This window comes from Streptomyces sp. DI166, assembly GCF_900091315.1.
Lineage (GTDB): Bacteria > Actinomycetota > Actinomycetes > Streptomycetales > Streptomycetaceae > Streptomyces > Streptomyces fuscus.
Genome location: NZ_FLSP01000028.1, coordinates 1 through 25607 on the forward strand (window position 1 = coordinate 1; position 25607 = coordinate 25607).

At 71.8% G+C, this 25607-nt stretch carries 23 protein-coding genes; 10 read left to right on the forward strand and 13 right to left on the reverse strand.

Annotated features, from left to right (window positions below; translation table 11 throughout):
- Positions 1–347 (reverse strand): recombinase family protein (locus tag GA0115233_RS15965; RefSeq protein ID WP_255310213.1); only part of this gene is annotated, 347 nt, incomplete at its 3' end.
- Between the two features lie 98 nt (positions 348–445).
- Positions 446–868: a secondary thiamine-phosphate synthase enzyme YjbQ gene (locus GA0115233_RS15970; RefSeq protein WP_093720888.1), complete on the reverse strand. Its 423-nt coding sequence runs from the start codon at positions 866–868 to the stop codon at positions 446–448.
- A 177-nt stretch (positions 869–1045) separates the two neighbouring features.
- Between GA0115233_RS15970 and GA0115233_RS15975 the strand changes: the two genes are divergently transcribed.
- On the forward strand, positions 1046–1693 hold the full coding sequence (locus GA0115233_RS15975) for an ATP-binding cassette domain-containing protein (RefSeq protein ID WP_093720889.1): 648 nt from the start codon (positions 1046–1048) through the stop codon (positions 1691–1693).
- 42 nt (positions 1694–1735) lie between these two features.
- Positions 1736–2806 (forward strand): NAD(P)-binding domain-containing protein, encoded by a 1071-nt coding sequence (locus tag GA0115233_RS15980; protein WP_093720890.1) that lies wholly within the window; start codon positions 1736–1738, stop codon positions 2804–2806.
- Between the two features lie 12 nt (positions 2807–2818).
- Here the strand turns inward: GA0115233_RS15980 and mltG are convergent, their stop codons facing one another.
- Both mltG and GA0115233_RS15990 read right to left on the reverse strand, forming a co-directional pair.
- Positions 2819–3676, reverse strand: a complete 858-nt coding sequence (mltG, locus tag GA0115233_RS15985) for an endolytic transglycosylase MltG (protein ID WP_093720891.1) — start codon at positions 3674–3676, stop codon at positions 2819–2821.
- A gap of 121 nt (positions 3677–3797) precedes the next feature.
- Positions 3798–5600 carry an ABC transporter ATP-binding protein gene (locus GA0115233_RS15990; protein WP_093720892.1) on the reverse strand — a complete coding sequence of 601 codons (1803 nt, stop codon included), beginning with the start codon at positions 5598–5600 and terminating at the stop codon, positions 3798–3800.
- 92 nt (positions 5601–5692) lie between these two features.
- On the opposite strand from GA0115233_RS15990, the gene GA0115233_RS15995 reads away from it, so the two are divergent.
- Positions 5693–6178 (forward strand): MarR family winged helix-turn-helix transcriptional regulator, encoded by a 486-nt coding sequence (locus GA0115233_RS15995; RefSeq protein WP_093720893.1) that lies wholly within the window; start codon positions 5693–5695, stop codon positions 6176–6178.
- A gap of 30 nt (positions 6179–6208) precedes the next feature.
- Here GA0115233_RS15995 and GA0115233_RS16000 read toward each other — a convergent pair whose 3' ends face one another.
- Entirely contained in the window at positions 6209–7117 is a 909-nt protein-coding gene (locus GA0115233_RS16000; RefSeq protein ID WP_218063481.1) for an AraC family transcriptional regulator, read from the reverse strand.
- A gap of 150 nt (positions 7118–7267) precedes the next feature.
- Here GA0115233_RS16000 and GA0115233_RS16005 point away from each other — a divergent pair, with 150 nt between their 5' ends.
- On the forward strand, positions 7268–8350 hold the full coding sequence (locus GA0115233_RS16005) for an aldo/keto reductase (RefSeq protein WP_093720894.1): 1083 nt from the start codon (positions 7268–7270) through the stop codon (positions 8348–8350).
- A 49-nt stretch (positions 8351–8399) separates the two neighbouring features.
- On the opposite strand, the gene GA0115233_RS16010 is transcribed toward GA0115233_RS16005, so the two are convergent.
- The gene (locus GA0115233_RS16010) at positions 8400–10013 is read right to left on the reverse strand and encodes a peptide-N4-asparagine amidase (RefSeq protein ID WP_176711800.1); all 1614 of its coding nucleotides are present in this window, start codon (positions 10011–10013) and stop codon (positions 8400–8402) included.
- A 320-nt stretch (positions 10014–10333) separates the two neighbouring features.
- On the opposite strand from GA0115233_RS16010, the gene GA0115233_RS16015 reads away from it, so the two are divergent.
- The 4 genes from GA0115233_RS16015 (at position 10334) to GA0115233_RS16030 (ending at position 15333) form a co-directional block, all read left to right on the forward strand.
- The gene (locus GA0115233_RS16015) at positions 10334–12244 is read left to right on the forward strand and encodes an ABC transporter transmembrane domain-containing protein (protein ID WP_255310216.1); all 1911 of its coding nucleotides are present in this window, start codon (positions 10334–10336) and stop codon (positions 12242–12244) included.
- Complete coding sequence (locus tag GA0115233_RS16020; RefSeq protein WP_093720895.1) at positions 12241–14058, forward strand: ABC transporter ATP-binding protein; 1818 nt, start codon at positions 12241–12243, stop codon at positions 14056–14058. The genes GA0115233_RS16015 and GA0115233_RS16020 overlap by 4 nt, the downstream gene beginning before the upstream one ends.
- A gap of 510 nt (positions 14059–14568) precedes the next feature.
- Positions 14569–15039 carry a DUF5709 domain-containing protein gene (locus tag GA0115233_RS16025; protein WP_093720896.1) on the forward strand — a complete coding sequence of 157 codons (471 nt, stop codon included), beginning with the start codon at positions 14569–14571 and terminating at the stop codon, positions 15037–15039.
- Between the two features lie 33 nt (positions 15040–15072).
- Positions 15073–15333 carry a type B 50S ribosomal protein L31 gene (locus tag GA0115233_RS16030; protein ID WP_093720897.1) on the forward strand — a complete coding sequence of 87 codons (261 nt, stop codon included), beginning with the start codon at positions 15073–15075 and terminating at the stop codon, positions 15331–15333.
- Between the two features lie 20 nt (positions 15334–15353).
- Here GA0115233_RS16030 and GA0115233_RS16035 read toward each other — a convergent pair whose 3' ends face one another.
- Positions 15354–16148 (reverse strand): metal-dependent hydrolase, encoded by a 795-nt coding sequence (locus tag GA0115233_RS16035; RefSeq protein WP_093720898.1) that lies wholly within the window; start codon positions 16146–16148, stop codon positions 15354–15356.
- Between the two features lie 145 nt (positions 16149–16293).
- Here GA0115233_RS16035 and GA0115233_RS16040 point away from each other — a divergent pair, with 145 nt between their 5' ends.
- Positions 16294–18807 carry a DEAD/DEAH box helicase gene (locus tag GA0115233_RS16040; protein ID WP_093720899.1) on the forward strand — a complete coding sequence of 838 codons (2514 nt, stop codon included), beginning with the start codon at positions 16294–16296 and terminating at the stop codon, positions 18805–18807.
- Positions 18808–18826: 19 nt separating this feature from the next.
- Positions 18827–19696, forward strand: coding sequence for an acyl-CoA thioesterase (locus tag GA0115233_RS16045; RefSeq protein WP_093720900.1), 870 nt, complete (start codon positions 18827–18829; stop codon positions 19694–19696).
- A 105-nt stretch (positions 19697–19801) separates the two neighbouring features.
- Here GA0115233_RS16045 and GA0115233_RS16050 read toward each other — a convergent pair whose 3' ends face one another.
- The 6 genes from GA0115233_RS16050 to GA0115233_RS16075 all read right to left on the reverse strand — a co-directional run bounded on the left by GA0115233_RS16050 (position 19802) and on the right by GA0115233_RS16075 (position 25582).
- Positions 19802–20677: a DUF6397 family protein gene (locus tag GA0115233_RS16050; protein WP_093720901.1), complete on the reverse strand. Its 876-nt coding sequence runs from the start codon at positions 20675–20677 to the stop codon at positions 19802–19804.
- Positions 20678–20798: 121 nt separating this feature from the next.
- Entirely contained in the window at positions 20799–21212 is a 414-nt protein-coding gene (locus GA0115233_RS16055; RefSeq protein ID WP_093720902.1) for a roadblock/LC7 domain-containing protein, read from the reverse strand.
- A gap of 152 nt (positions 21213–21364) precedes the next feature.
- The gene (locus GA0115233_RS16060; RefSeq protein WP_093720903.1) at positions 21365–21961 is read right to left on the reverse strand and encodes a GTP-binding protein; all 597 of its coding nucleotides are present in this window, start codon (positions 21959–21961) and stop codon (positions 21365–21367) included.
- A gap of 171 nt (positions 21962–22132) precedes the next feature.
- Entirely contained in the window at positions 22133–22546 is a 414-nt protein-coding gene (locus GA0115233_RS16065) for a DUF742 domain-containing protein (RefSeq protein WP_093720904.1), read from the reverse strand.
- 22 nt (positions 22547–22568) lie between these two features.
- A complete protein-coding gene (locus GA0115233_RS16070) occupies positions 22569–23024 on the reverse strand; it encodes a roadblock/LC7 domain-containing protein (protein WP_093720937.1) in 456 nt (151 codons plus the stop codon).
- A 14-nt stretch (positions 23025–23038) separates the two neighbouring features.
- Positions 23039–25582 (reverse strand): sensor histidine kinase, encoded by a 2544-nt coding sequence (locus tag GA0115233_RS16075; protein WP_093720905.1) that lies wholly within the window; start codon positions 25580–25582, stop codon positions 23039–23041.
- Positions 25583–25607: the final 25 nt, after the last annotated feature.

The window sequence follows — 25607 nt, forward strand, 5'->3', positions numbered from 1 at the left end:
TGCCCGTAGGTGACGAGCAGCTTCCCCTCGTCACGCATCTTGTAGCCAGTGTTCAGGCAGTCCACGACGTTGCGGCCGAGCCGGTCCACGGCTGCAGCCACCAGCCCGTCGTAAGGACCCCTCTCATCGCGAAGCCACGGGCCCAGTTTCGGCCGGGTCATCGGGTCGGTGGCGCCCGACACCTCCCAGTCATCGGCCCAGCCGATGATGTGGCCCCCGACAGACGCGGCAGCGGTCAGCACGTCCTCCCGTTGCCGCTCCGGCGACGACGTCGCGAGCTTCATCCGCGACAGACGTCGCACGCCGAGCAGGCACTTCCCGCATCCGTCGTAGGGGCGTTCGATCATGTTCAGGTCCGTACCGCGCAAGACATCTCCGTTTCGAACACGCAAGGTACGGAGATTTGGCGGCCACACCCAGGACGATCTTGCTCAAGCCAGCAAGCTCACCCCAGGAAGCTCAGTCGAACCTGACGGTTGACATTGTCTTTATTGGTGTCGACCAGGCACACCGACTGCCAGGTCCCCAGCTCCAGGCGGCCGTTCAGGACGGGGAGCGTCGCGTGGGGCGGGACGATCGCCGGGAGGACGTGGTCGCGGCCGTGGCCGGGGCTGCCGTGGCGGTGCTGCCAGCGGTCGTCGGCGGGCAGGAGGGTGTGCAGGGCGGCGAGGAGGTCGTGGTCGCTGCCCGCGCCGGTCTCGATGACGGCGACACCGGCGGTGGCGTGCGGGACGAAGACGTTCAGCAGGCCGTCCCGGCCGCCGGCCGCCTCGCGCAGGAATGCCTCGCAGTCGCGGGTCAGATCGACGACCGTCTCCGAGGAACCGGACGTCACGTTGAGGACTCGGGTGGTGAAGGTGTCTGACATGCGCCCATCCTCCGTCATCCGTTCCGGCAGCGGCGCGGGAGCCCGGCCCGTGTGTGACGGCCGTATGAAGTTCCCCCGGCCCGCGTTGACCCACGCTCCGGCGGGTTCCTACGGTCGGTCGTACGGCGTGTCCGGCCGACGGCCGCTCGTCGTCCGCACCCGCGAAAGGCTGCCGCCATGGCGACCGACCTCCACCGGCCGGCGAGTCCGTACACCGGACGCCGCACCGTCAAGCCCCCGCACGCCGTCCGCGTCGACGGTCTCACCCGCTCCTACGACGGCCGGCGCGCGCTCGACGGGCTGACGCTCGACATCCGGCCCGGTGAGTTCGTCGCCCTCCTCGGCCGTCCCGGAAGCGGCAAGTCCACGCTGCTGCGGGTACTGGCCGGGCTCGACTGTGACATCGCGGGCACCGTCCTCGTACCGCGCCGCAAGGCCGCCGCCCTGCACCCGCACCGGCTGCCGCCGTGGAAGCGGGTCTGGCGGTGCGTCCTGCTCGGGGTGCCGGGCAAGCCGGGCCGTGACGGTGCCCGGCGGGCGCTCGACTCGGTCGGGCTCGCCCACCGTACGGACGCCCGCGCCAAGTCCCTCTCCGCCGACGAGGTGCAACGCGTCTGGCTGGCGCGGGCGTTATTGCGCGAACCCGAACTGCTGCTGCTGGACGAGCCGTTCGGGGCGCCCAGCGGGGACCTGTGGCGGCGCCAGGGGTGTGCCGTGCTGCTCGCCACGCGGGACGCGGAGGCGGCCGTGCGCCTGGCCGATCGTGTCGTCGTGATCGACGGGGGCGTGATCGTCCACGAGCTTCCCCACCGGGCCGAGCGCTGAGGCCCCGGGAAGATCCTCGACCCCCGCATGGTTGGTAGAAACGTGAACAACACCGAGGTAGTCGTCATAGGCGCCGGTCAGGCAGGGCTCTCCGGCGCCTATCACCTGCGCCGCACCGGATTCGAGCCCGGCCGTGACTTCGTGGTGCTGGACCACTCCCCCGGGCCCGGCGGCGCCTGGCAGTTCCGGTGGCCCTCGCTGACGTACGGCAAGGTGCACGGGATGCACGCGCTGCCCGGAATGGAGCTGACCGGGGCCGATCTGGCGCGGCCGTCCGCCGAGGTGATCGCCGAGTACTTCGCGGAGTACGAGCGCGCCTTCGACCTGCGCGTACGGCGGCCGGTGGACGTACGGGCCGTGCGCGAGGGGGACGACGGGCGGCTGCTCGTGGAGACCTCGGCCGGGGACTGGTCGACGCGGGCGCTGATCAACGCCACCGGCACCTGGGACCGGCCGTTCTGGCCCCGCTACCCGGGGCAGGAGACCTTCCGGGGGCGGCAGTTGCACACCGCGCAGTACCCGGGGCCGGAGGAGTTCGCGGGGCTGCGGGTGATCGTGGTGGGCGGCGGCGCCTCCGGTACCCAGCACCTGCTGGAGATCGCCCCGTACGCGGCCGACACTACCTGGGTGACCCGGCGGCCCCCGGTGTTCCGCGAGGGCCCCTTCGACGAGAACCTGGGGCGGGCCGCGGTGGCGCTGGTGGAGGAGCGGGTGCGGCAGGGGCTGCCGCCCAAGAGCGTGGTGTCGGTCACCGGGTTGCCGCTCAACGACGCGATCCGGCAGGGCCTCGCGGACGGGGTGCTGGACCGGCAGCCCATGTTCGAGCGGATCACCCCGCACGGCGTGGAGTGGGCGGACGGCCGCCGCGTGGAGGCGGACGTCATTCTCTGGGCGACCGGGTTCCGGGCCGCCATCGATCACCTGGCGCCGCTGAAACTGCGGGAGCCGGGCGGCGGTATCCGGGTCGAGGGGACCAGGGCGGTCGCCGATCCGCGGATCCACCTGGTCGGCTACGGCCCCTCGGCGAGCACCATCGGCGCCAACCGGGCGGGCCGCGCGGCCGTACGGGACATCAGGCGGCTGCTGGCCGAGGAGCGCCCGGTCGCCGCGTGATGTCCCACGCGGTCACTTCGACTTCTCCTCGGGCGGGGTGCTGCGCTGGTTGCGGTTGAACTCGGCGACATTGCGCTGGTGCTCGGCGTAGTCGGCGGTGAAGCGGGTGTCGCCGGGCTTGACGGTGACGAAGTACAGCCAGTCGCCCGGCGTGGGGTTGATCGCGGCACGCACCGCCTCCTCGCCCGGGTTGTCGATCGGGGTCGGGGGCAGGCCCATGCGCTGGTACGAGTTGTACGGGCTGTCGATCCGGGTGTCGGACTCGGTGGTCTTCAGCGTGGAGCGGTTGAGGGCGTAGTTGATGGTGGAGTCCATCTGGAGCGGCATGCCGCGCTCCAGGCGGTTGAAGACGACCCGCGCCACCTTGCCCATGTCGGCCTTGGTGGCCGCCTCGGCCTGGACGATGCTGGCGATGGTGACCGCCTGGTAGACGTTCATAGCGTTGCGCTGGGCGCCCGCGGCGATCGGGGCGCCGTTGAACTTCTTGTTCGCGGTGTCGACCATCGCCTTGAGCAGCGCCTGAGGCGTCGCCTTCTTGCCGTTGGTCTCCAGCGGGTACGTGGCCGGGAAGAGGTAGCCCTCCGGGTTGCCGTCCGCGTCGGTCGGCAGCTTCAGATCGGCCTTGGCCAGTGACTTCTTGGTGGTGCCCGCGGGCAGGGCGAGGGCCTTGTCGACGGCCTCGTAGACCTGTCCGGACCGCCAGCCCTCCGGGATCACCAGGGTGGTGGGCTTCTTCTCGGCCTCGCCGTCCATGCTCAGCAGCGGCACCGCCACGGCGGTGCCGGCCACGACGGCCCCGGTCGCGATGAGGACGATTCGGCCCCGGCGCGTCAGTCGGATCGCTTTCCGTGACGGAGTGTTCATGTGCATGCGGGCACGGTAACTCGCACATGGTCACAAACCCGGCATATCTTCATTTTGTCGGCAGCGGGACGGGGCCATCCGGTTGACCGGGTAGGGCCTGGTCAGGCCGGTGGGCCCGGTGGCGCCCTCAGCTCGTCGGCTCCAGTTGCGCGTCCCGGCGCACCAGCGCCGCGTACCGGCCGTCCAGCGCCAGCAGTTCCTCGTGGGTGCCGCGTTCGACGGTGCGGCCGGAGTCCAGGACCACGATCTGGTCGGCGCCCCGGACGGTGGACAGGCGGTGCGCGATGGTGAGCGTGGTGCGGTTGGCCGAGAGCGCGTCGATGGCCTGCTGCACGGCGTGCTCGGTGCGGGTGTCCAGGGCGCTGGTGGCCTCGTCGAGGACGAGGACCGGCGGGTCGCGCAGGATGGTCCGGGCGATCGCCAGCCGCTGCTTCTCGCCGCCGGAGAAGCGGTAGCCGCGCTCGCCCACGACCGTGTCGTAGCCGTCGGGCAGGGCGGCGATGTGGTCGTGGATCTGCGCGGCCTTGGCCGCCGCGTGCAGCTCCTCGTCGGTGGCGTCGGGCTTGGCGAAGCGCAGGTTGTCGGCGACGGAGGCGTGGAAGAGGTACGTCTCCTGCGAGACGACGCCGACCGCGCGGGCCAGGGTGTCGAAGTCCAGGTCGCGCACGTCGACCCCGTCGAGGGTGACCCGGCCGCCGGTGACGTCGTACAGGCGGGGCACCAGGTGGCCGAGCGTGGACTTGCCCGCACCGGTCGGGCCGACGACCGCGAGGCTGCCGCCGGCGGGGACGGTCAGGTCCAGGCCGTCGAGGATGGGGGCGCCCTGGTCGTCGTAGCGGAACTCGACGCCCTCGAAGCGGACCTCGCCCTTGATCTCGTCGAGGTGGACCGGGTTCTCCGGTTCGGTGATGTCGATGGGCAGGTCGAGGTACTCGAAGATGCGCTGGAAGAGGGCGAGCGAGGCCTGGATCTGGACGCCGGTGCCGAGCAGGCTGACGGCGGGGCGGAACAGGCCCTGCTGGAGCGAGACGAAGGCGACGAGGGTGCCGATCGAGACCTCCGGGCCGCCGTACTGGAGGGCCAGGCCCGCGGTCCAGTAGATGACGGCGGGCATCGCGGCCATCACGATCGTGATGACGGCCATGCGCCAGCGCCCGGCCATGTTGGAGCGCACTTCCAGATCGACCAGGGCCTCGGACTCGTCGGAGAAGGCCTTGGTCAGCGAGTCGGAGCGGCCCATGGTGCGGCCGAGCAGGATGCCGCTGACGGAGAGCGACTCGGTGACCGTGGCGGCCATCGCGGCCATCTGCTTCTGGCGCTGGGTGGTGATCCTCTTGCGTTCGTTGCCGACGCGGCGGCTGATCCACACGAACACCGGGAGCAGTAGCAGGGAGACGACCGTCAGCCGCCAGTCGAGGGCGAGCATCGCGATGATCGTGGCGACGACGCTGGTGAAGTTGGCGACCAGGGAGGTGGCGGTGGAGGTGACGGTCGCCTGCATCCCGCCGATGTCGTTGGCGATACGGGACTGCACCTCGCCGGTGCGGGTCCGGGTGAAGAAGGCCAGCGACATGCGCTGGAGGCGGCCGTACACGTCGGTGCGCAGGTCGTGCATGACGCGCTGGCCGACGGTCGTCGAGATCAGGGTCTGCAGGACGCCGAAGATGCTGGTCAGGACGGCGCTGAGGATCATGCCCAGCGCGAGAAGGCTGAGCAGGCCGGTGCGGCCCTCGGGGATGGCGACGTCGAGGATCGCCTTCAGCAGGAACGGTGTGGCCACGGAGACCAGGGACGCGGCGCCGACCAGCAGGCCGACGATCGCGAGGCGCCCGCGGTAGGGGCGGAACAGACGCAGGATGCGGCGCACCTGCCGGGGCTGCTGGTCGCTGTCGTCCGGCGGTGTCCAGGTGGGTTGGTGATCGGGGTGCATGGGCTCCTACGGAGGGGTGAGTACGGGACTGACGGAGCTTAGCTCATTGTTACCTATACTCACAATGAACGTGGTCCTGTTATTGTTCCCGTATGACCAGCCCCGATCCGGTGATCTCCGACTCCGCCACCGCGGCCGACCCCGACGGCTCGCTCGCCGAGCAGTTGCTGCGTCTGACCCGGCGTGTGCACCGGATCCAGAAGCGGCACATCGAACTCTCCGGCCTGGGCGTCACCCCGGCCCAGTCCCGTCTGCTGCGCACCCTCGCCCACTACGACTCCCCGCCCCGGATGGCCGACCTCGCCGCTCGGCTTGAGGTGGTCCCGCGTGCCGTCACGTCCCTGGTGGACGGGCTGGAGGCGAGCGGCAAGGTACGCCGGGTACCGGACCCGACCAACCGCCGGGTGATCCGCATCGAACTCACCGAGGACGGTCTGAAGGCGCTGCGGGCCCTGCACGCAGCGCGGCGGTCCGCGGCACGGGAGATCCTGGCGCCGCTGACGGCCGAACAGCGTCAGGTGCTCGGGGGGTTGCTGGACACGCTGGTGGACGGGGACGCCCGCGGCTGCGGCGCGTAGCCAGGGTTCAGGCGGCACGCAGCCAGGGGTTCAGGGCAACTGCCGTACGGGGGAAGGCGTGCCCGCCGCGCGCAGGCGGTTGGCGTCCTGTCCCGGCGGTGCGCCGAACATCCTGCGGTACTCACGATTGAACTGCGAAGGGCTGTCGTAGCCCACGAGATGGCCGACGCCCGCGACATCACCCGGCCGGGCGACCAGCAGGGAACGGGCCTCCTGGAGCCGGATGCGCTTCTGGAACTGCAGCGGGCTCATCGCCGTCACGGCGCGGAAGTTGCGATGGAAGGCCGAACTGCTCATTCCGGTGAGCCGGGCGAGGTCCTCGACGCGCATCGGTTCGGCGTAGTGCTCGCGGATCCAGCGGATGGCGCGGGCGACGTAGGACAGGCTGCTGTCGGCCATGCCGATCTGGCGGACCATCGCGCCGTGCGGGCCGGTGAGCAGGCGCCAGACGATCTCGCGTTCGATGAGCGGGGCGAGCACCGGCGCGTCCGTGGGGCGGTCCAGCAGGCGCAGCAGGCGGGCCACGGCGTCCAGCAGGTCGACGTCTGCCCGCCCGGTCGCGAGTGCGGTGGCGGGCGCCGTGGGCAGGGGCGGGGCCTCCAGGAGCAGGGGTGCCACGGCGGCGGGGCGCAGTTCCAGGGCCATGCCGAGCGCCGGTTCCTCCCGGCGGGCGTTGATGAAGTGACCGGTGACCGGCAGATCGGCGGTGACCACGAGGCAGTCCCCGGCCCGGTACTCGTACACCTGATCACCGAGCAGCAGCCGCTTGCCGCCCTGCGCCATGACCACCAGCAGCGGCTCGGTGAGGGAGTAGTCCGGCTCAGCCGTCTCCACCCGGGACAGCAGCAGCCCTGGAATCCCGGTGCCGGAGGTTCCGGTCGCCGTCCGGTCCGCGATGATCCCGCGGACCTCGTCGAGCAGTTCTTCTCTCGTGCGCACGCTTCACTGTAAGGGTGCGATCGGCACGATCACCCTGGAAGCGATCGGATTGTGCAAGAGCTGAATCGGATCGGTCTACCGATGACGTGGTGATTCACGGTTCCCTTGACTCAGTCGATCCGCCCGATTCACCAATCAAGGAGCACAATCATGCCACTCGATCACTACGTCACCCTCGGCCGCTCCGGTCTGCGCGTCAGCCCCTTCGCGCTCGGCGCGATGACCTTCGGCGAGGACCCGGGGGCCGCCGGGTGCAGCGTCGAGGAGTCCGAGCGGATCCTCTCCGCCTACCTCGACCGGGGCGGGAACTTCATCGACACCGCGAACTTCTACACCAACGGCCACTCGGAGAAGATCCTCGGCGACTACTTCGCCGCGCGCCCCGGACGCCGCCAACACGTCGTCCTGGCCTCGAAGTTCTTCGGCAACCTCTTCCCCGGTGACCCCAACGGCGGTGGCGCGGGCCGCGCCTCGATCATCGCGCAGCTCCACGAGTCACTGCGGCGACTGCGCACCGACTACCTCGACGTGTACTGGCTGCACAACTGGGACCGCCACACCCCGATCGAGGAGACCATGCGCACCCTGGACGACCTGGTCCGGGCGGGCAAGATCCGCTACGTCGGTTTCTCCAACACCCCCGCCTGGCTGACCGCGCAGGCGCAGACGCTGGCCCTGCTCAAGGGCTGGACCCCGTTGATCGCCCTCCAGGTCGAGTACTCGCTGCTGGCCCGTACCGTCGAGGGCGAACTCGCCCCGCTCGCCGCCGACCAGGGCATGGCACTGGTGCCGTGGAGCCCGCTGCGCAACGGCTTCCTCTCCGGCAAGTACCGCCGCGGCGCCGAGGTCACCGACTCCGCCCGCTCGGCCTTCGTCGGCGGGCCGAGCGAGCGGGAGTACGAGGTGATCGACGCCGTCGCCGCGGTGGCGGACGAGCTGGGCGCCTCGTCGGCGGCGGTGTCCCTGGCCTGGCTGCGGTCGCGCCCGGGGACGGTCGTACCGATCGTCGGGGCCCGGCGGCTGGAGCATCTGGAGAGCAATCTCGCGGGACTTGACGTACGGCTGGCCCCGGAGCACCTGGAGGCGCTGGACAAGGTGTCCGAGCCGGAGCTCAACTACCCTTCCCCGGTGAACGGTTCGATCCGGTCGATGCTCCAGTTCGCCGGGGCCACGGTGGACGGAGAGGAGTCGGTCGTGTATCCGCCGCTGCTGCAGAGCGCCGTACGGTACTGAACCGTGGGCTCCTCCGCCGGTTCCGCCGGCGAAGGAGCCCTCGGTTGTGTCAGCAGCGCCGCCGGTCCTCGGTGAGCGTGCCCTGCGCCGTGGCCAGCGAGCGGTCGTAGCAGCCGCCGGGCACGTGCGAGCCGTGGAGGCGGTAGCGCTCGGTCGATGTGCCGACCGCGTGGCGCTGGTCGCGGGGCACGTTGACGGTCCAGGTCGCGTCGCCGCGATAGGTGTCGTCGAGCCGGGACCAGGCGCTGCGCCGTCCGTCGCGCGTGTTCTCGGACGTCGCCTGGTCGCCGAGGGTCAGGACGGTGCGCAGCCGGTCGTCGGCGCCGAGGGTGGTGGTGCCGTCCATGGTGTACGTCCGGTGCGTGTGCGTCGTCCGGGCCGGTCCGCGTCCGTCGGCCGTGACCGACTCGGTGTCGCGCCAGGTGGCGTCGAGTGCGTCCGTCGTCTCGCCGTCGGTCCACTGGTGGACGGAGGTGTGGGCCAGCGAACGGCGGACGGTGGTGGTCACCCGGCCGTGCGAAGTGTCGACGTAGCGCGCGACGGTCAGGCGGTGCGCGCTCCCGGTGTCCACCCGGTGCCGCGAACCGGGCGTGTAGGTGGAGGAGTTGTCGAGACCCCGGTCGCGGTGCGCGGTGAGCGCTCCGGTGACCCGGGCGCTGTTCTCGTCCTGCCAGACGAGGACGTTCACGGGTGCGCTCCAGCCGGGACGGCCCTCGGGGAGCCCGGCGACGGAGACCTGGATGTCGTGCGGGCGGCCGTCGTTGAGGATCCCCGCGAAGGGCGTCAGGTCGTACTCAATGGGCCGGACGTCGAAGGCGCGCGGCCCCGGAATCACGTACCAGAGGAAGGGGTTGGACCAGCCTCCGGTCCACACGTGCGGGAACGGGGCGGCGATCCCGGCCAGTTGGCCGTCGACCCGGATCTGCACCTCGCGGTTCGGGCCGTCGGCGGCCTGGCAGGAGTAAGGGGCGGATTCGGGGACCGTGAGGTACCAGTACTCCTCGCAGCCGCCGCCGGAGCCGGTGGCGTACACCTCGGCGACGATACGTTCGCTGTTGCGCGGGGTGGTGATCGTGCCGTTGGCCAGGGGCAGGATCCGGTCGGGGGTGTCGGCGGCATGTGCGGGTCTTCCGGCGTAGAAGGTCAGGGTCACCTTTACGTCGATGATGCCGGTGTACGTCTCGTCGACGACGTTCCCGATCAGCATCTCCACATCGCCGGGACGACGGAGGGTGTCGGTGTAGCGGGTGACGTCCTTCTCGACGGACCATTCGATGCCGTCGGGCGAGGGTTGCGGGGTCGAGGTGCGGAAGATCTCGACGCCGCCGACGCTCAGGTGGCCGAGCCGGTCGTACTGGCGGCCCTTGACCTTGCCGTCGAGGCGCAGCACGACCTTGCTCCAGCGGTCGCCGCACGTGCCGGGCGGGGTGTAGGTGCCGCGGTACGGCGTGAAGTCGCGGAACTGCGCCTCGGCGAGCGTCACTCGGCAGGCCTTGGTGCTCGGGGCGGTGACGGGTGGCGCGGCGGTGACCGGGTCGTGCCAGTCCGATCCGAACTCGGTGGGGGTGTCGGCTTGTTGGGCGGACGCGGGTGTCGCTCCGAGGAGCGTGCTCGCCAGGAGAGTCGCTCCGGCGAGCATGGACATGACGATCCGGCTCTTCATGGGGGGTGTTCTACGGGGGCGCCCGGGGGCGGCGCAATGGGGCGTCGGCCGGGGTGGCGCAAGCCCGTCGCCCCGCCGGACGGAAAGCGCTCCCTGCTTTCTGGGTTCCCGTCGGCGAACACCCTGGGCCCTGCTGTGCGGGGCCAGGCGGAAGCTGTGGGTCCGGTGGGGCGGGTGGGTGCAGCCGAATCGTTTCCACCGCGGCGAAAACCGCTTGCCACCACCCCTGCCCCGACGCGAACCTGACACGGTTTGCTGTCACCGCGAGCGGTGGCCACCGCTTCTCTCTCCCGCCCACCGACCCGAGCCACTGGGACGTCATGCAGATTCAAGACCTTCCGTATACCGACCCGGGCGTCCCGGACGCCCGCTCGGGTCCCCGCTTCCTGTGGTGGCTCTTCCGGAACCAGCTGGGCGGACAGTGCAAGGCCCTCGCCTGGGGCTTGCTGCACTTCGCCGCCGTGGCCTCGCTGCCGTTCTGTGTCGGCCTCGCCGTCCAGGCCGTCGTCGACCGCTCCGGTGGCCGACTCGCCCTCGCCGGCGGACTGCTGGTGCTCAGCGGCGCCGCAGTCGCCCTCGGCGACACCTTCCTGCACCGCGCCGCCGTCACCAACTGGATCACCGCCGCCGCCCGCGTCCAGCAACTGCTGGCCCGCAAGGCGTCGCTGCTCGGCTCCGCGCTGACCCGGCGCGTGGCCGCGGGAGAGGTCGTCGCGGTCTCCACGGGCGACGTCGAGAAGATCGGCTGGTTCGTGGAGGCCGTCTCCCGCTTCACCGCGGCCGCGGTCACCATCGTGCTGGTCTGCGTCGGCCTGGTGCTCTACCAGCCCGCGATCGGCGTCGTGGTCGCCGTCGGCCTTCCGGTCCTGGCCGTGGCGGTACTGCCGCTGCTGCCCCGGGCCACCAGACGGGCCGACTTCCAGCGCGAGAAGGCGGGCCGGGCCACCGAACTCGCCTCCGACACCGTCGCCGGACTGCGCGTGCTGCGCGGCATCGGCGGCGAGGAACTCTTCCTCGACCGCTACCGCCGCGCCTCCCAGGAGGTCCGCCACGCCGCCGTCCGCAGCGCCCGGATGTGGGCGCTGATCGACGCCATCCAGGTCCTGCTCTCCGGCCTGCTCCTGATCACGGTCGTCTGGTACGGCGTCCATCTGGCCCGCGACAGCCGCATCGCCGTTGGTGAACTGGTCACCGCCTACAGCTCGATCATGCTCCTCACATACCCTTTGCGGCATTTTGCCGAGATCGCGATGGCCTACTCCTTCTCACGCCCCTCGGCCCGGCGGGCCGCGCGGGTGCTGGCGCTGGAGCGGGCCACCGACACCGACGGATCCCGCGCCGGTGAGCCGCCGTCCGGCGATCTGTACGACCCGGACACCGGACTGCTCGCGCCCGCGGGCCTGTTCACCGCAGTGGTCTGCGGTGACCCGGACGCGGCCGGACGCCTGGCCGAACGGCTCGGCGGACACCCGGCCGAGCCCGGCACCTCGGTCCGGCTGGGCGAGGTGCCCTTGGACGAACTGCCGCTCGACACCGCGCGCACGGCCGTCCTGGTCCAGGACAAGGACCCGGTACTGCTCTCCGGCACCCTGCGCGAACTGCTCGACGTGCCCAAGTCCGGCGCCGTCGCCCCGGCGGAGGCCCTGGCGGCGGCACAGTGCGAGGACGTACTGGCCGCACTGGCACAGGGATCGCTCAACGCCGCCGACCCGATGGACGCCCTCATCACCGAGCGCGGGCGCTCCCTGTCCGGCGGCCAGCGCCAGCGCCTGGCCCTGGCCCGCTCCCTGATCACCGACCCCGAGGTGCTCGTCCTGGACGAACCCACCTCCGCCGTCGACTCCCATACCGAGGCGCGGATCGCGCGCGGTCTGCGGGAGCTGCGCTCCGGTCGCACCACCGTGGTGTTCACCTCCTCGCCGCTGCTCCTGGACCGGGCCGACCGGGTCGTCCTCGTCCACGAGGGCGAGGCCACGGCGGTGGGCGTGCACCGCGAACTGATCCACAAGGAGCCGCTGTACCGGGCCGTGGTGACCCGGGAGACGGACGACGAGGCGGCGGCACGGCACGAGGCGGTGCGCGAAGGAGCCGTGGCCGGGGCCGACGGGACTGCGCGACCGGGTGGCCATCCGGGACCCGACATGGGCGGCCAACCGGGACCTGACATAGAGGCCCGGCTGACCGGGGCCGCCCGGCTCGACGCACTGGAAGAAATCGAGGAATCCGCATGATCGGCGTGGCGCCACCGGCCTACGACCCCGCGGCCCCGACGACGGCGCACACCCTGCCCGTCGGCGCCCCGACCACCGTACGCGCCTACGTGACCGAACTGTTCCGCCGGCACCGCCGCGCCTTCCTGGTCCTGATCGGCGTCAACACGGCCGCCGTACTGGCCTCCATGGCCGGACCCTGGCTGCTCGGCGACCTGGTCCAACGGGTGTCGGAGGACGCCCGGGAGCTTCATCTGGGGTTCACGGTCTCGCTGTTCCTGGCCGCGCTCGCCGTCCAGGCGGTGTTCGTCCGGGAGGTCCGGCTGCGCGGGGCGATACTCGGCGAGCGGATGCTGGCCGACCTGCGCGAGGACTTCCTCGTCCGGTCCGTCGGGCTGCCGCCCGGTGTGCTGGAGCGGGCCGGAACGGGCGACCTGCTGTCCCGGATCACCACCGACATCGACCGGCTCGCCAACGCCATGCGCGAGGCCGTGCCCCAGCTGGCCATCGGCGTGGTGTGGGCGGCGCTGTTGCTGGGCGGGCTCGTGCTCACCGCGCCGCCGCTGGGCGCCGCGGTGCTGCTCGCCGTGCCGGTGCTGGTGGTGGGCTGCCGCTGGTACTTCAAGCGGGCGCCCTCCGCCTACCGCTCCGAGTCCGCCGGATACGCCGCCGTGGCCGCGGTCCTCGCCGAGACCGTGGACGCCGGTCGCACCGTCGAGGCCCACCGGCTCGCCGACCGCCGCATCGAGCTGACGAAGCAGCGGGTGAAGGAGTGGACGGCCTGGGAGAACTACACCCTCTGGCTGCGCTCGGTGCTGTTCCCGGTCATCAACGTCACGCACGTCACCGTCCTCGGCTCGGTGCTGATACTCGGCGGCGTCTTCGTCCTCCAGGGCTGGATCGACGTGGGCCAGCTGACCACCGGCGCGCTCATCGCCCAGATGCTCGTCGACCCGGTCGGCCTGATCCTGCGCTGGTACGACGAGCTCCAGGTCGCCCAGGTGTCGCTGGCCAGGCTGGTCGGGGTGCGGGACATCGAGCCGGACGCCGGGGACTCCTCGCTGGCCCCCGACGGACGCGACGTGCATGCCGACCGTGTCCACTTCGGCTACCTCGACGGCGTGGACGTGCTGCGCAAGGTGTCCCTGGAGGTGGCCCCCGGCACCCGGCTGGCGCTGGTCGGTCCCTCCGGCGCGGGCAAGTCCACCCTGGGCAGGCTCCTCGCGGGCATCTACGCGCCCCGGGAGGGCCGCATCGCCCTCGGCGGCGCCGAACTGTCCCGGATGCCGGCCGAGCGGGTCCGTGAGCACGTGGCCCTGGTCAACCAGGAGCACCACGTCTTCGTGGGCTCCCTGCGCGACAACCTGCTGCTCGCCCTGCCCCACTCCCGGCTCCCCGCCGACGCGGGGACGTGGGAGGAGTCCGTGGACGCGGAGCTGTGGGCGGCGCTCGCCGCGGTCGACGCCGACTCCTGGGCCCGGGCCCTCGACGACGGACTGGACACGGAGGTCGGCTCGGGCGGGCTGGCGCTCACCCCGGCGCAGGCGCAGCAGATCGCGCTGGCCCGGCTGGTGCTGGCCGATCCGCACACGCTGGTCCTGGACGAGGCGACCTCCCTCCTCGACCCGCGGGCCGCCCGCCACCTGGAGCGTTCCCTCGCACGGGTGCTGGACGGCAGGACGGTCGTCGCCATCGCCCACCGACTGCACACCGCTCACGACGCCGATGTCATCGCCGTCGTCGAGAGCGGCCGGATCAGCGAGCTGGGCAGCCATGACGAGCTGGTCGCGGCGGACGGGGCGTACGCGGCGCTGTGGCGGTCGTGGCACGGGTGAGGTGCGGGGGCGGCGGCTGAGGCGCCCTCCCGGTGGGGGCGGCGGCTGAGGCGCCCTCCCGGTGGGAGCGCCAGGGGCGACGGCTGGCGTGCCCTTCCTGCGGGGGCGGCGGAGGCGACTGCGGCGCCCGCCGGACGGGGGCGGCGAGGGCGGCGGCCCTGTCACGGCCGCGGGCCAAGTCACCGGCTCGGGCCCTGTCGCCGCCGCAGTCCCCTTCGCCGCCTCGGCGCCGGTCGCCGCTCCTGTCCCCGGGCCGCACGCCCCACATGCTGCTGCTACCGCCGTCACCCCTCCCGCGGCTCCGCTCCCCGGTCCCGCCTGCCTCCCGTCCCCGGCGCGGGCCCGTGCCGTTGCGCGGGTGGGAACAGGGGTGGAAGTCTGGAAAGCGGCACCGGTTCGGGGAGCGCCCGGGAAGCCTGCGGTTCGTGACGGGCGCGGCCTGTGCCCCGCGCGCCGGCCCGTCGTCGACGGTGATGTCGACGGGCCCGTCCCCAGCACCTGGAGGTATCCGTGAACAGCGCCGACGGATGGGGGGACGACGTCTACCAGCCCGACGCGTCCGAGATCCAGGACGACGCGGGGCTGCTCGACGCCGAGGACACCCTGGACAGCGACGGCGTCGACGATCCCCTGGACCGTGGCTGGTCCCCGCCGGAGCGGCCCTGGGCGGTGGAGCGCAGCGGTGTGACGGCCGCGGAACGCCATCAGGGCGAGACGCTGGACCAACGGCTCGCCGAGGAGCTGCCCGACCTCGCCACCCCCGACGGCGACGGTCTCGGCGACTGCGAGGGCACCGACGGGGAGCTGCTGGACAACGAGGTCGGCGCCACCCGCTCCGGCCGGCTCGTCGCCCCCGACGAGGGCGCGCACGAGGACGACGAGAGCGCGCTGGTCGCCACGGACGTCGGTATCGACGGCGCCGCGGCCTCGGCCGAGGAGGCCGCGATGCACATCGTCGACGAGGACGCCCTGTCCGGCTGAAGCCGCCGTCGCGCCGACCCCCGAGGAGCCCCGATGCAGCAGGACAAGCACCCCGACTACCGCCCGGTCGTCTTCCGGGACCGTGCCGCCGGGTACGCCTTCCTCACCCGGTCCACCGCGACCAGCGCAGAGACCATCGAGTGGGACGACGGTGAGACCTACCCGGTCGTGGACGTGGAGATCTCCTCCGAGAGCCACCCCTTCTACACCGGCAAGGCCCGCACCGTGGACTCCGAGGGCCGCGTCGCCCGCTTCGAGCGCCGCTACGGCGCGGGGGACACCGAGGGTTCCTGACCGGGGCCCGCCGCCCCGGCTCAGATCACATTGAGCGCTGCCGCGCAGCCCACTCCCCCGAGCAGCATGAACGCGGGCATCAGCACCTTCAGCTCCACCCAACTGCCCGCCCGGAACCGCATGGCCTTCGGCGGGCCGATCGGGTACCAGCGCTTGCGGCCGATCGGGATGGGCCACAGGATCGGGCAGCCCGACACGGTCAGCGCGTCCCCGATGTCGTGCACCAGCGCACCGAGCACGATCGGCAGGCCGAGCCACAGGTACTCCTGCCCCGGCTCGGTGAACAGCCAGTTCGCGCCGTTGTTCGGCTGGTCCAGGACCCCGGCCAGGATCCAGGCACTGGTCGCGGCCAGCAGCCAGACCAGCACATCGCTGCTGGAACCGCGCGTCGCCCGCCAGAGCAGGCCCTCGATGGCGAGCACCATGTGCGCGAAGAGGATGCCCAGTACCGCCCAGCGGCCCCCGGTGATCGCCAGGACCGAGGTGCCCGCCCCGATCAGGACGGCCCACAGCCAGGTGTGCGTGAGCGTTCGGTGACCGCCTGAGCGGCGCGGGTCGCCCTGCTTCTTGGTGGCCTTGTAGACGGCGTAGGAGAGCTTGTCGACGATCTCGCACAGCCATCGTGAGAGGGGTCCGAAGGCGCGGGAGATGGTGGCGGCCTTGTGGTCGAGGTCCGGGGCCAGGGCCGCGCCGGCGCAGATCAGCGCGCCGACCAGGACGACGGGCCAGGGCATCGGCCGTCCGGCCGCCGCGGCAGCCGCGCCGACGCCGAGCCAGGCCGCGGCGCCCGACAGTGAGTGTGCTGGTCCCATCATGGCCCTTGCCCGCCCCATTCCTCGTGCGCCGCTGTCCAGTTGACGGTGGGCGCTGACCTGCTGTCGGCGACACAGCGTAGCGGTCACGATCTTCGGTTCGGCAGCCGATTCCCCGGTCAGGCCGGTCGGCAGGCAAGATGGGTGGGTGACCCTCATCGATCAGCTGCCGCCGACCGCCGACCCCGACGCCCTCTACGAAGCCTTCGAGTCGTGGGCACAGGAGCGGGGGCTCACTCTCTACCCCCACCAGGAGGAGGCGCTGATCGAGGTGGTGTCCGGCGCGAATGTCATCGTGTCGACGCCCACGGGCTCCGGAAAGAGCATGATCGCGGCGGGCGCCCACTTCGCCGCGCTGGCCCGGGACGAGGTCACCTTCTACACGGCCCCCATCAAGGCACTGGTGTCGGAGAAGTTCTTCGAACTGTGCAAGCTGTTCGGCACCGAGAACGTCGGCATGCTCACCGGCGACGCCTCCGTCAACGCCGACGCCCCGGTCATCTGCTGCACCGCCGAGGTGCTGGCGTCGATCGCGCTGCGCGACGGCAAGCACGCCGACGTCGGCCAGGTCGTCATGGACGAGTTCCACTTCTACGCGGAGGCCGACCGGGGCTGGGCCTGGCAGATCCCCATCCTCGAACTGCCGCAGGCGCAGTTCGTCCTGATGTCGGCCACGCTCGGCGATGTCTCGATGTTCGAGAAGGACCTCACCCGGCGCACCGGCCGCCCCACCGCCGTTGTCCGCTCGGCCACCCGCCCGGTGCCGCTGTCCTACGAGTACCGTCTGACCCCGCTCACCGAGACGCTGACCGAACTGCTGGAGACCAAGCAGGCGCCGGTCTACATCGTGCACTTCACGCAGGCGCAGGCCGTGGAGCGGGCGCAGGCCCTGATGAGCATCAACATGTGCTCGCGCGAGGAGAAGGACCAGATCGCCGAGCTGATCGGCAACTTCCGCTTCACCACCAAGTTCGGCCGCAACCTGTCCCGTTACGTGCGGCACGGCATCGGTGTCCATCACGCGGGCATGCTGCCCAAGTACCGCCGTCTGGTGGAGAAGCTCGCGCAGGCCGGTCTGCTGAAGGTCATCTGCGGCACCGACACGCTGGGCGTGGGCGTCAACGTGCCCATCCGCACGGTCCTGTTCACGGCGCTGACCAAGTACGACGGCAGCCGTGTCCGCACGCTGCGCGCCCGTGAGTTCCACCAGATCGCGGGCCGGGCCGGACGGGCGGGCTTCGACACGGCGGGCTTCGTGGTCGCGCAGGCGCCCGAGCACGTCGTCGAGAACGAGAAGGCGCTCGCCAAGGCCGGCGACGACCCGAAGAAGCGGCGCAAGGTGGTCCGCAAGAAGGCGCCCGAGGGGTTCGTCGGCTGGACGGAGAACACCTTCGAGAAGCTGATCGCCTCCGAGCCGGAGCCGCTGACGTCCCGGTTCCGGGTCACCCACACCATGCTGCTGTCGGTGATCGCCCGGCCCGGCAACGCCTTCGAGGCGATGCGGCATCTGCTGGAGGACAACCACGAGCCGCGCAAGCAGCAGCTCAGGCACATCCGGCGGGCCATCGCCATCTACCGCTCGCTGCTGGACGGCGGCATCGTGGAGAAGCTCGACGAGCCGGACGCCGAGGGCCGGATCGTGCGGCTGACCGTCGACCTGCAGCAGGACTTCGCGCTGAACCAGCCGCTGTCCACCTTCGCGCTGGCCGCGTTCGAGCTGCTGGACCCGGAGTCGCCGTCCTACGCGCTGGACATGGTGTCCGTCGTGGAGTCCACGCTGGACGATCCGCGGCAGATCCTGGTCGCCCAGCAGAACAAGGCCAAGGGCGAGGCCGTCGCCGCGATGAAGGCCGACGGGGTGGAGTACGAGGAGCGCATGGAGCGCCTCCAGGACATCACCTACCCCAAGCCCCTGGAGGAGCTGCTCTTCAACGCGTACAACACGTACCGCAAGAGCCACCCCTGGGTCGGCGACCATCCGCTGTCGCCGAAGTCCGTGATCCGGGACATGTACGAACGGGCCATGTCCTTCACGGAGTTGGTGTCCTTCTACGAGCTGGCCCGTACCGAGGGCATCGTGCTGCGTTACCTGGCCAGCGCCTACAAGGCCCTGGACCACAACATCCCCGACGACCTGAAGTCCGAGGACCTGCAGGATCTGATCGAGTGGCTGGGCGAGATGGTCCGCCAGGTCGACTCCAGTCTGCTGGACGAGTGGGAGCAGCTCGCCAACCCGGAGGAGATGACCGCCGAGGAGGCCCAGGAGAAGGCCGACGAGGTCAAGCCGGTCACCACCAACGCGCGCGCCTTCCGGGTCCTGGTCCGCAACGCCCTCTTCCGCCGGGTCGAGCTGGCTGCCCTCGACCAGGTCGAGGAGCTGGGCGAGATGGACGCCGACGCGGGCTGGGACGCGGACGCCTGGGGCGAGGCGATGGACAAGTACTGGGACGAGTACGACGACCTCGGCACCGGTCCCAACGCGCGCGGCCCGAAGCTGCTGATCATCGAGGAGGAGCCGGAGAACCGGCTGTGGCGGGTCCGGCAGATCTTCGACGACCCCAACGGCGACCACGACTGGGGCATCAGCGCGGAGGTCGACCTGACGGCCTCCGACGCGGAGGGCCGCGCGGTGGTGCGGGTCACCGACGTGGGCCAGTTGTGAGCACGGGAGAATGCCAGACATGACGACGAATCCGGCCGAGAGGCTTGTCGACCTGCTCGACCTGGAGCAGATCGAGGTCAACATCTTCCGTGGCCGCAGCCCGAACGAGTCCTTGCAGCGGGTCTTCGGCGGCCAGGTGGCCGGCCAGGCGCTGGTCGCGGCGGGCCGGACCACGGACGGGGAACGGCCGGTGCACTCGCTGCACGCGTACTTCCTGCGCCCGGGCCGACCGGGGGTGCCGATCGTGTACCAGGTCGAACGGGTGCGGGACGGGCGGTCGTTCACGACCCGCCGGGTCACCGCCGTGCAGCAGGGCCGCACGATCTTCAATCTCACCGCCTCCTTTCACAAGCCTGAACAGGGGAGTTTCGAGCACCAGCTGCCGCCGGCCCGTGAGGTGCCGGACCCGGAGTCGCTGCCGACGGTCGTCGACGAGATCCGGGAGCATCTGGGCGCGCTGCCGGAGCAGTTGGAGCGGATGGCGCGCCGCCAGCCCTTCGACATCCGCTATGTGGACCGGCTGCGCTGGACTCCCGCGGACGTCAAGGACGCCGAGCCGCGCAGCGCGGTGTGGATGCGTGCCGTGGGTCCGCTCGGCGACGATCCGTGGGTGCACACCTGCGCGCTGACCTACGCCAGTGACATGACCCTCCTGGACGCCGTGCGCATCCCGGTGGAGCCGCTGTGGGGTCCGCGCGGTTTCGACATGGCGTCACTGGACCACGCGATGTGGTTCCACCGGCCGTTCCGCGCGGACGAGTGGTTCCTGTACGACCAGGAGTCGCCGATCGCCACGGGCGGGCGCGGTCTGGCCCGCGGTCGGATCTACGACCGCGAGGGGCGGCTGCTGGTGTCGGTCGTCCAGGAGGGTCTGTTCCGGGCGTTGTAGACCACGGGGATCTGTTCCAGGGGCCGTAGACCACGGGGATCTGTTCCGGGCGCCGTAGACCGCGAGGGTCTGTTCCGGGCGTTGCAGATCAGCCGCTTGCGCAGGTCATCCGCTTCTGCGGCGCAGCCAGCCGAACAGGCGGTGGGTCGGCCGGGGTTCGTCCGGTTCCGGGGCTGTCGGCCGCTGCGCGAGCGGCTTCGGTCGTGGTGCGGGCCGTTGGGTCCTGGCCTCGTCGACGGCCCGTGCCAGGTCGGCCCGCAGCCAGCCGATCTCGTCCGCGTGGTCCGCCGTCATGATCTGTTCGCAGATGCGGGCGGCCGGGGAGCCGGGTGCTCCGTGCGCGGGCGGACCGGGCCGGAAGCGGTTCAGGTGGGAGCGTTCGTAGGGATCGGGGACGATCTCCGCGATCTGCACCGGGTCGAGGAAGGCCGCGACGGCTCCGGCCTGCTGCCACGGGTCGTCGCTCTGGCGCAACAGGAAGCCCAGGTGGCGTCCGCGCCAGTTGCGGGCGCGCAGATCCAGGCCGCCGGCGAGCTGGTCGCGCAGGCCCTCGGGCGTGCGCGCCTTCAGCAGCGGGGTGTTCTTCTCGTCCGCCGCGAACTGCCGCAGCTCCTCGGCCAGATACATCCAGACGACGGCCCGGTAGCGGTTGAGGTAGAAGGACACGGGCACCACCAGACCGAGTCGGGCGAGGCGGGTGAAGCGGCCGGGCGGCACCTGCATCAGGTTGGCGCCCTCGGTGGTGCCGACGGTCCACACGCGGTCCAGCAGGGAGTCGGGGAATCCCTCCGCCGCGCGCAGCCGCTCGATCTCGTCGCGCGGGACCCGGCGGGTGCCGCCGCCTCCCTCGTCCGGCACCGTGCGGACGAGTCCGAGGTGGACGGCGAGGTCGAACTCGCGTCGCCGCAGCCCCAGTTCGCGGGCCGCGTGGCCGGGCGTGCAGGAGGTGCGGCGTGGCTGGGTGAGGGTGGATCCGGTCATGGTTGCCCCCGTGGCGTCGGTGCTCACGCTGTGTGCGTCAGCCGTGACAGAAAGGTAACCAATCCGCCGGATCTCGTGGCGGGCCTGTGGATAACTCTGCGAGGGAGCGGAAAACAGCAGGTCAGAACTCTTCCGGGGAATTTCCCCCAGGCTTGCGCGGATCCACTCCGAGGTGCTCGCCGACCCGGTTGACGAGCAGGGTCATCTCGTACCCGATCTGTCCGATGTCGGCCTCGGCGCCGCTGAGGACGCACAGGCAACTGCCGCTGCCGGCCGCGGTCACGAACAGCACGGCGTCGTCGAACTCGACCATCGTCTGACGCACTCTGCCCGCGCCGAAGTGATGGCCGGACCCCTTCGCGAGGCTGTGCAGGCCCGAGGAGACCGCGGCCAGGTGCTCCGCGTCCTCCCGGCGCAGCCCGGTGCTCGCGCCCGTCACCAAGCCGTCGTTGGAGAGGACCAGTGCGTGCCGCACATGCTCCACCCGTTCCGTCAGGTCGTCCAGCAGCCAGCCCAGTCCCTGGTTCTGCGCCATGTCCCGTCTCCCCGTGCGACATCTCCCCCAGGCCGGGGGAGGATCCGCCCGCCAGCCTTCCGGACAAGTCGTGCCCAGAGCAAGGAGAACGGGGCGAGCCACCGAAGTTGACCGAAGTCCCCGCATCCCGCGGCCGACGGGCGGATGCTGTGTCAGCCCACGGAGTCGAGCAGCCGGGCGGTGTGCATGCGTCCGGCGTACTCGACGAGCCGGATGAGTACTTCCTTGCCCGAGTCGCGTTCCCTGGCGTCGCAGAGCACGACGGGTGTGCCCTTGTCGAGGTCGAGGGCCCGGGAGACGTCCTGGGCGCCGTAGGCGCGGGCGCCGGGGAAGCAGTTGACGGCCACCACGAAGGGGATGTGCCGGTGCTCGAAGTAGTCCACGGCCGGGAAGCAGTCCTCCAGGCGCCGGGTGTCGGCGAGTACGACCGCGCCGAGGGCTCCCTGGGACAGCTCGTCCCACAGGAACCAGAAGCGGTCCTGGCCGGGTGTGCCGAACAGGTAGAGGGAGAGGCCGGAGCGGATGGTGATGCGTCCGAAGTCCATGGCCACGGTGGTCGTGACCTTCTGGTCCACCCCGTCGGTGTCGTCCACCCACTGGCCGGCCTTGCTGAGCAGTTCCTCCGTGCGCAGCGGCTTGATCTCACTGACCGCGCCCACCAGGGTGGTCTTGCCCACGCCGAATCCACCGGCGACCAGGATCTTCAACGCGAGGGCGGCCGTCTCGCCACCCAGGTCCTCGGAGGCCATCGATCACTTCTCTCGGGAGTGCCGGCAACGGTCGGCGTCGTCGGGGGCGCGCCGCACGGCCACCTGACGTGTCCGTGCGACCGCTGTGCGTATGTGCGAAGTCTGCATGATGGCAACTGCGGCCTCTCCCCGGAGGGTTCGACTGCTTTTTGCCGGTTTCTGAACTGTCATCTACAGCGCCCGCAACCCTTCGATCACTTCGCGCAGAATCCGTTCGTCAGGAAGCTGCGCGGGCGGGACCGGACGGCTGACGGTGACGCAGCCCAGTTCGAGGAGGTCGCCGAGCAGTACCCGGACGACGCCGACCGGCAGATCGGCGCCCGCGGCGAGTTCGGCCACCGACTGGGTCTCCGGGCGGCACAGATCGATCAGTGTGCGGTGCTCCGGTCCGAACGCCGCGTCGTCGACGGTGCCGAGCGTGCCCACGTCGAGGGTGACCAGCGCGATCAGGTCGAAGCGGACTCCGGTGGGTCCCGGCTTGGTGCGGCCGCCGGTCATGGCGTAGGGGCGGACGAGTGGTCCGGCCTCGTGGTCGTACCACTGGATGCCCTGCTCGCGCGGGGCGCCCTTGAGGTCTTCGGTCATGGTTGAGGTCCGTCTTCTCGGCTCAGCCCGCCGCGGGCGGCCGCGCGGTGACCCGCGGCGGGGCGTAGAAGTGCTCGCCGACACGTTTCACCAGACGGGCCATCTCGTAGGCCACGAGCCCGATGTCGGCGGTCACTGCGGTGAGGACGGCCAGGCAGGAACCGTCACCGGCGGCGGCCACGAACAGGAAGCCGTCGTCCATCTCCACCATCGTCTGGCGCACCCCGCCGGCCCCGAAGTGCCGTCCCGCGCCCTTGGCGAGGCTGTGGAAGCCGGAGGCGACCGCCGCGAGATGCTCGGCGTCCTCGCGGCGCAGGTCGCTGGACGCGCCCACGGCGAGCCCGTCGTTGGAGAGCACCACCGCGTGGCGCACCTCGTGCACGCGCAGGACCAGGTCGTCCAGCAGCCAGTCGAGTTCACCGGACCTCCCCCACTCTCGGCTTCGCTCGCGCGGGGGGACCCCCACGCCGTCCCTCATGCCGGGGTCCTGGGTCATGCGTGGTCTCCTTCGCTGCTGTCGCTGCGCGCGGGGGGATGCGGGGCGGTGCCGCGGCCGGGCTGCCGTCCGCCGCCGCGCGCCCAGCCGGCGCGGTAGGCCGCCATGCGGTCCCGGACGAGTTCGGGGGTGCGCTCGTCGTCCTCGGGGGCGGCCGGGGCCTGTTCCGCGGCCGGCGCCTGGCGCAGTTGCGGGACGAGGTTCGCCTGCCGGACGCGGCGCGGGAGGTCGTCGGAGCCGTCGGACCCCTCGGGGCCGTCGGTGTCGTCCGGTGTCCGGTGGAGTCGCAGGGCGGTGACGCCGGGAGGCGTCGGCGGATCGGCGGCGGACCGGGCGGCCACCGCCGCGGGGGGCACCAGCGCGGGCCGGTCCGCCGGGGCTTCGACCGGTTCCTGGTGCGGGTGCGGGGCGCGGCCGGGTACGCGCGCGTACTCGCGTTCGGCGGGCCGGGGCGCCTCGGCCTCCTGGCGCGGGGAGCGTTCCGCGGCACCGCTCTGCAGCAGGGCGGTGGGCAGCAGGACGACCGCGGTGGTGCCGCCGTACGGCGAGGTGCGCAGGTGCACCTTGATGCCGTGCCGGGCGGCGAGCCTGCTGACCACGAACAGTCCGAGCCGGTCGCTGTCGAACAGGTCGAGCGCCTCGGACTGCTCGATGCGGCGGTTGGCCTCGGCGAGGGTCTCCTTGCCCATGCCGAGCCCGCGGTCCTCGACCTCGACTGCGTAGCCGTTGCCGACGGGTTCGCCGGTGACGCGCACGCGCGTGTGGGGCGGTGAGAACTGGGCGGCGTTCTCGACGAGTTCGGCCAGCAGGTGGGTGAGGTCGGCGACGGCGGTGCCGACCACGGCGGCCTCGGGGAGCTGCCGTACCTCCACGCGCGCGTAGTCCTCGACCTCGGAGACGGCCGCGCGGACCACGTTGGTCAGCGAGACCGGCATCCGCCAGGCGCGTCCCGGCGCTGCGCCGGAGAGGATGATCAGGCTCTCCGCGTGGCGGCGCATGCGGGTGGTGAGGTGGTCGAGCCGGAACAGGTCGCTCAGTTCGTTGGGGTCGTCGGAGCGGCGCTCCATGCTGTCCAGCAGGCTGAGCTGACGGTGCACCAGGACCTGGCTGCGGCGGGCGAGGTTGACGAAGACACCGGAGATGCCGCTGGCGAGTTCGGCGCGCTCCACGGCGGCCCGCAGGGCGGCGCGGTGCACGGTGTTCAGGGCCTCGGCGACCTGTCCGGCCTCGTCCTCGGCGGGTTGCTGGGGCGGGGCCTCGGCGCGGATGTCGATCTCCTCCCCGGCTCGCAGTCGGCGCATGGCCTCGGGGAGTTTGCGGCGGGCGATCTCCAGCGCACTGTTGCGCAGGCCGACCAGTTCGACGACGAGGCCGCGGCCGATACGGACGGAGATCACCAGGGAGGCGGCGACGGCGAGGAGGCCGAGCAGCACGGCGGCTCCGGCCGGGGTGAGCAGTCCCCGGGTGAACGGGTCGGCCCGGTCGGCGACGCCGCGGCCCGCGTCGGCCTCGATGGCGCGCATCCCGTCCCGCACCTGCGCAAGGGACCGGTCCCAGGCGGCCCGGGGTGCGGCGGCCACGGCGCGTGCTCCCGGTGCGGCAGCCAGGACCGCGTCCTCGGCCGCGCCGACGGCGGCGTAGTCGTCCCCGGCCGCGAGTTCCTCCCACGCGGTGCGCTCGGGGCCGCGCAGGTCGGCCACGGCCGATTCGGTCAGGGCGCGCCGGGTCCCGACGGCCCCGGTGAACAGCCGCAGCCGCTGTCCGTCGAGCCGGCCCGCCACGCGTGCGCCGGCCAGTACCGCGTCCTCCTGGGCCAACGCCTCCCCCGCGCGGGAGAATTCGAGCACCACGCGCGCGTCCGAGCCGAGTGCGGCGTCCTGGATGCCGGTGAGCGCGCCGCCGACGGAGAAGGCGGCGGCGATGGTCCTGGTGTACCCCGTGTAGGCCTGGTCCCACCTCACCCGGCCGTCGAGGACGTCGGAGCGCAGCGCGCCGAGCCCTTCGGCGCGGGAGACGAACTCCTCCAGGCGGCTCGCCACTCCGGCCGGCAACTCTTCCGCGTGGGCCACGGTGCTGCGGTCACCGAGTCGCAGTCGGGCCACCGCCGCGTCGGTGCGCGCGGTGAGTTCCTTGTAGTCGCCGTCCGACACGGCGGAGGGTTCGGTGGCGAGGCGCACCGCGGTGACACGTTCGGCCTGGAGGGCGGCGACGGCGTCCGCGACGGGTCCGCGGATCGCGGCGTCGACGCGCTGGACCTGGCGCAGCCGGGAGACGTCCTGAGCGGTGGTGACGGTGGCGTAGGCCCACAGGGCGAGCAGGGAGACCACGGGCACCATCAGCAGGCAGACGATCTTGGCGCGGACGGTGCGCGGGCGCAGGTGCCAGCGGCCTCCCCGCGCGGGCGCGTCGTCCGGCGGGCCGCCGAGGGTGTCGTCGGGTCCTTCGTCGGCGGGCGGTCCGGCGTGCGCTCGGCGGCCGCGTACGGGCGGTGAGGGCGGCGACTCGGCGCCGGGGGCGGTGGTCCTACGGGGTGTACGCATGGCCTCCTCGCTCGGAAGTGGTTCG